The 5,238-nt window shown below is 37.0% G+C and carries 6 protein-coding genes; all 6 read left to right on the top strand.

Annotated elements, in window-relative coordinates; translation table 11 throughout:
• Window positions 1-117: biotin/lipoyl-containing protein (locus Q1553_RS06800; RefSeq protein ID WP_300842846.1), on the top strand; the 117-nt coding region annotated here is incomplete at its 5' end.
• Window positions 117-1,487 carry an acetyl-CoA carboxylase biotin carboxylase subunit gene (locus Q1553_RS06795; RefSeq protein ID WP_115552286.1) on the top strand — a complete coding sequence of 457 codons (1,371 nt, stop codon included), beginning with the start codon at window positions 117-119 and terminating at the stop codon, window positions 1,485-1,487. The genes Q1553_RS06800 and Q1553_RS06795, both read left to right, overlap by 1 nt.
• Before the next feature lie 71 nt (window positions 1,488-1,558).
• A complete protein-coding gene (locus tag Q1553_RS06790; protein ID WP_115552287.1) occupies window positions 1,559-2,314 on the top strand; it encodes a flagellin in 756 nt (251 codons plus the stop codon).
• Window positions 2,315-2,497: 183 nt separating this feature from the next.
• Window positions 2,498-3,235, top strand: a complete 738-nt coding sequence (gene dapF, locus Q1553_RS06785; protein ID WP_297571852.1) for a diaminopimelate epimerase — start codon at window positions 2,498-2,500, stop codon at window positions 3,233-3,235.
• Between the two features lie 114 nt (window positions 3,236-3,349).
• Window positions 3,350-4,387, top strand: a complete 1,038-nt coding sequence (locus Q1553_RS06780) for a D-alanine--D-alanine ligase (RefSeq protein ID WP_115552289.1) — start codon at window positions 3,350-3,352, stop codon at window positions 4,385-4,387.
• Window positions 4,387-5,130 (top strand): alpha/beta hydrolase, encoded by a 744-nt coding sequence (locus Q1553_RS06775; protein WP_115552290.1) that lies wholly within the window; start codon window positions 4,387-4,389, stop codon window positions 5,128-5,130. The genes Q1553_RS06780 and Q1553_RS06775 overlap by 1 nt, the downstream gene beginning before the upstream one ends.
• Window positions 5,131-5,238 lie beyond the last annotated feature (108 nt).

Raw genomic sequence — 5,238 nt, 5'->3', positions numbered from 1 at the left:
ATGAAGATTATGAATGAGATTGAAGCAGAGTTTGATTGCATTATCAAAGAAATTATTCCAAGTGATGCGACGCCTGTGGAATATAATTCCCCCTTGTTTGTGGTGGAGAGAATCTAATGCAAGAAACACAAAAAGAAATTCATACCATTTTAATTGCTAATCGCGGAGAAATTGCCTTAAGGGCGATTCGCACGATTAAAGAAATGGGAAAAAAAGCCATTGTAGTGTATTCCACAGCGGATAAAGACGCACATTATTTGGATTTAGCAGACGCAAAAGTGTGTATTGGCGGGGATAAATCAAGCGAAAGTTATCTCAATATTCCAGCCATTATTTCTGCTGCGGAACTCTTTAATGCAGACGCAATCTTTCCCGGATATGGATTTTTGAGTGAGAATCAAAATTTTGTTGAAATTTGTAAGCACCATAAGATGGAGTTTATAGGACCAAATCCTGATGTAATGGCGTTAATGAGCGACAAAAGCAAAGCTAAAGAAGTAATGAAAAATGCAGGTGTGCCTGTGATTCCGGGTAGTGATGGCGCAGTTTCCTCCAAAGAAGAAGCCTTGAAACTTGCCAAGGAAATTGGCTATCCTGTGATTTTAAAGGCTGCAGCAGGAGGTGGTGGGCGTGGAATGCGTATTGTAGAAAAAGAAGAAAATATGTTCAACGCCTATCTTGCAGCAGAAAGTGAAGCGATTAGTGCGTTTGGTGATGGCACAATTTATATGGAAAAATTCATTGACCAGCCAAAACACATTGAAGTGCAGATTCTTGCAGATAAACACGGCAATGTTTTACATGTAGGAGAGAGAGATTGCTCATTGCAGAGGCGACATCAAAAGCTTATTGAAGAATCCCCCGCCCCTACATTAGAGCCAAAAACACGTGAGAAACTATTGCAAACTGCTATTACTGCGACAAAGGCGATTAAATATGTGGGTGCAGGTACTTATGAATTTTTGCTAGATTCCAATCAAAATTTTTATTTTATGGAGATGAATACACGCTTGCAAGTAGAACACCCTGTAAGCGAGCTAGTCAGTGGGCTAGATATTATTGAACTGATGATTAGAATCGCAGAAGGGCAGAGTTTGCCCAAACAAGAGGAAATCCATTTCAAAGGTTGTGCAATGGAATGTAGAATTACAGCAGAAGATCCTGTGAAATTTTATCCTTCAGCGGGTAAAATTACAAAATGGATTGCGCCCGGTGGTGGTAATGTGCGTCTTGATACGCACGCATATGCGGGCTATGTTGTGCCAATGTTTTATGATTCTATGATTGGCAAACTGATTGTATGGGGCAAGAATCGCAAAGAAGCAATTGCAAGAATGTCGCGTGCTTTAGATGAGTTTTGCATTGAGGGAATCAAGACAACGATTGCTTTTCATCAGGAAATGATGAAAAATGAAGATTTTAAGAGAGGAGTGATTCACACGAAGTATTTAGAGCAGAAAATGGCAAATAAAGCGGAAAAGAAGTAAAAGTGGAATGAAAAATGCTTGTAATTTTGAAAATATTGCAAGGAAGCAATCTAACGATTTAAGGAGAGAAGATGAAAATCGGAAATACACAAGTTGCAAATGAAAGTTTGATTAGCCTAAATAAAGCAAAAGAGAATGAGAAAGACGCGTTAAAGAAAATCTCGTCTCCTCGTCCATTAGAGGCGACAGATGGTGCGAGTTTGGCTTTGGCAAATGCACTTTTATCTCAAGCAAACTCAATGTCTCAAGGAATCCGCAATGCAAATGACGCACTAGGTGTGATGCAAATTGCAGACGCGACACTTTCTAACATTACAGATTCTGCGATTCGTATGAATGAACTTTCTGTGGCTTTGGGAAATCCTGCATTAAATAATGAGCAAAGAGCAATGATTGAAAGTGAAGCAAACGCACTAACTCAAGCAATGAGTGACGCTACAAGTCAAGCAGTTTTTAATGGTAGAAATGTTTTTAGCGGACAAATGAGTTTTGTAACTGGCAATGGAACAGAAAGCATCAATATGCAAGCCCCCAATGTTTCAGGCTTGAATGTTAATAATCAACAAAGTATTTTGGATTTTATTAACAATGTTAATATGAGTCGTGCAGACATTGGTTCTGCAATGAATGGAATCCAATCTGGCGTGAATGCAAGTATGAATACCGTAGTAAATTTGAAAGCTGCGGAAGGTGGATTAATGAAAGATGATTTGGCGGAAAATTACAATCAATTAAATTCTGCAAAACTAAAAGAAAATGCTTCTCTTTATGTTGCATCTTTTAATGCGCAATATTTGCAAAGTCGCTTAGACGCATTGCTAGGCTAATTGATTTTTCTTAAGCTTTACGGATAATCTTCTTAATATTGTAGAAGCAAAGAGATTCTCCTTTCTCTTTGTGTTTTTTATTTCTCCTTAAAAACAATTTGAAAATGATGGGTCATATTTTGTGTTGAAAATCTTGCTTTTATGGTAAGATTCTGTTTTCAAGTCCCTACATAAGGATTCTTAATGTTTTTTAGTAAATATTCCGCAAGTGGTAATGATTTTATTCTCACGCATACTTTTGGCACTCAAAAACGCGCATTTGATAAACTTGCGCGAAGGATTTGTAATCGTCATCAAGGTGTAGGCGCAGATGGTTTAATTATTTTAAAGCCACATTTGGAATATGATTTTGAATGGGAGTTTTATAATTGTGATGGTAGTATTGCGCAAATGTGCGGAAATGGAAGTCGTGCAGCAGCGATGTATGCGTATCATCAAGGAATCGCAAGCTACAAGCAGAGATTCTTAACACTCGCAGGAGTGATTGATGCAACCCTAGAAGAAAATGTGGTAGAGAGTGCGTTAAGTGGTGTGAAAGTGTTGCAAGAAAATATCTGTGAATTGGGCAACACTTGGGCATTGATTGACACAGGAGTGCCGCATTTAGTTTGTGAGAAAAAGAATGAGTTGAGCAAAGAGGATTTGCGCTCTTTGCGCCATAAATATAATGCAAATGTTAATGTCGCAGAGATTTTGCAAGACAGAGTGATTGCGCGCACCTTTGAGCGCGGGGTGGAAGATGAAACACTTGCATGTGGCACGGGAATGGCAGCAATGTTTTATTATTTGTTTTCTGCGGGCAAGATTTCAAACCCTTGCCTTTTTAATCCCGCAAGCGAAGAGGATTTGTATCTAAAAGAATCTAATCAAAGACTTTATCTCAAAGGCAGAGTGCATAAAATTTGCGATTTTGTAATGTAGAATCCCGCAAGGTTGAACTTGCTCCTGTGATTCTATTTCCCGTCCTTGCTAGTGTAGTGGTAATTTATCTAAACTTTTGGTATGATTTTGAAAATTTATTCTTAAGGAAATATTGTGAGTTTTTGTATTTTATTTGGCGGAAAATCTTATGAACACGAAATCAGTATAGTTAGTGCGATTGCTCTAAAGAAATTATTACCGCAAGTGAAGCATTTTGTTTTTTTAGACGCTTTGCATAATTTTTATTTGATTCCAATACAAAATATGCAGTCTAAATTTTTCAGCTCTAAAGAATACATAAAAGCACAAAAAATTTATCCCAAAAAAGATGGGTTTTATCTGCGCACATTTTTTGGAGAAAAGCCTCTTAATCTACCAATTCTTATTAATCTTATCCACGGAGGAGATGGAGAAGACGGGAGTGTAGCGAGTTTGCTAGACTTTTATGGGATTCCTTATATTGGTCCGCGTAATCCCGCGTGTGTGTTAAGCTTTGATAAGGAGCTAACGAAGTTGCTAGCCAAAGGTCGGGGGGTTTTGAGCCTTGAATATCGTGTGCTGTATCGTGATATGCCTATACCGAAGAATTTAACTTTCCCATTGATTATTAAACCCGCTAGGCTTGGAAGCTCTATTGGAATCAGTATCGTAGAATCGCAAGAAAAGCTGCAATACGCACTAGAATCTGCTTTTGAATTTGATGAAAAAATCCTCATTGAGCCTTTTATAGAGGGAATTAAAGAGTATAACTTGGCGGGTTTTAAGTCCAAAGAGGGAATGAGGTTTTCTTTTGTGGAAGAGCCAGAAAAAAAGAAATTTTTAGATTTTGAAAAAAAATATTTGGATTTTTCGCGCACAAGTAATGCAAAAGAAGCGGAAATTAGCGAAGATTTGAAGTTGGCTTTGCGAGAGAATTTTAGCAAGCTTTATGAAAATTTGTTTGAAGGAGCTTTGATTCGTTGTGATTTTTTTGTCAAGGATAATCAATGTTATTTAAATGAAATTAATCCAATTCCGGGAAGCCTTGCAAATTATCTATTTAAAGATTTTCAAGAATCCTTAAGTCAGCTTTCTAAAGCACTTCCAAAACCTGATGAAATCAAAGTTACCTATGAGTTTTTACACCAAATTCAATTTGCAAAAGGTAAATAATGGCGCAAAAAAGATTGGATTATAAGGGGCAGAGTTTTTCCCTCTCGTATGAGATATTAGAATCCCAAAACCTTTCCGCTCCGACGCTTGTGATTCTGCATGGTTGGGGTGCTAGTAGAACTCTGATGAAACAATCTTTTGGCGGGCTTTTTAAGAATTTTAAGCATTGTTATGTGGATATGCCTGGATTTGGAAATTCTCCTACTCCACCCTTTGCGCTGAATACCTACGACTATGCCGAGATTTTAAAAATTTTTTTAGGGCAGCTTTCTTTGATTCCTAGCCATTGTAGCATTATGGGGCATAGTTTTGGTGGGAAAGTCGCGACTTTATTAGAACCCAAAGAATTAATTTTGCTAAGTAGCGCAGGGATTCAAGTGCCAAAAAGCTTTAAGGTGCAATGTAAAATTGCACTTGCTAAATCTTTGAATCGGTTTGTGCCAAGATTAAGTAGAATCTTTAAGCAATTTTTGCGTTCAAAAGATGTAGAAAATATGGACGAAGTGATGTATCAGACTTTTAAAAATGTTGTAGATGAGGATTTTTCAAGCATATTTGCAGAATTTAAGAGTCCGTGCTATATTTTTTGGGGAGAAAGAGACCTTGCTACACCTTTAAAATCGGGTGAAAAAATCCACGCATTGATACCAAATTCTAAATTTTTTGTTTTAGGGGGAGACCATTTTTTCTTTTTGAAAGGTGCGAAAGAGATTGAAAAACTTTATTTAAACATTAAAAAATAAATAAAATTTATCTAAAATTCGCTAAAATTGCACAATTTTTTATTTCAAGGATTCTTTTTTGCAAAGCATTGATATTTTCATTATGGCAACGCGTTGGATTTTTCTTAT

The sequence above is a fragment of the Helicobacter sp. UBA3407 genome (assembly GCF_949747025.1).
GTDB classification, from domain to species: domain Bacteria; phylum Campylobacterota; class Campylobacteria; order Campylobacterales; family Helicobacteraceae; genus Helicobacter_D; species Helicobacter_D ganmani.
This window is presented reverse-complemented; position numbering and strand designations above follow the sequence as displayed.

Bases quoted from the DNA above. Each gene is read 5' to 3' on its own strand.
- Q1553_RS06775 (WP_115552290.1), top strand. From the start codon at position 4,387: ATGGCGCAAAAAAGATTGGATTATAAGGGGCAGAGTTTTTCCCTCTCG.
- Q1553_RS06790 (WP_115552287.1), top strand. From the start codon at position 1,559: ATGAAAATCGGAAATACACAAGTTGCAAATGAAAGTTTGATTAGCCTA.
- Q1553_RS06795 (WP_115552286.1), top strand. From the start codon at position 117: ATGCAAGAAACACAAAAAGAAATTCATACCATTTTAATTGCTAATCGC.
- dapF (WP_297571852.1), top strand. From the start codon at position 2,498: ATGTTTTTTAGTAAATATTCCGCAAGTGGTAATGATTTTATTCTCACG.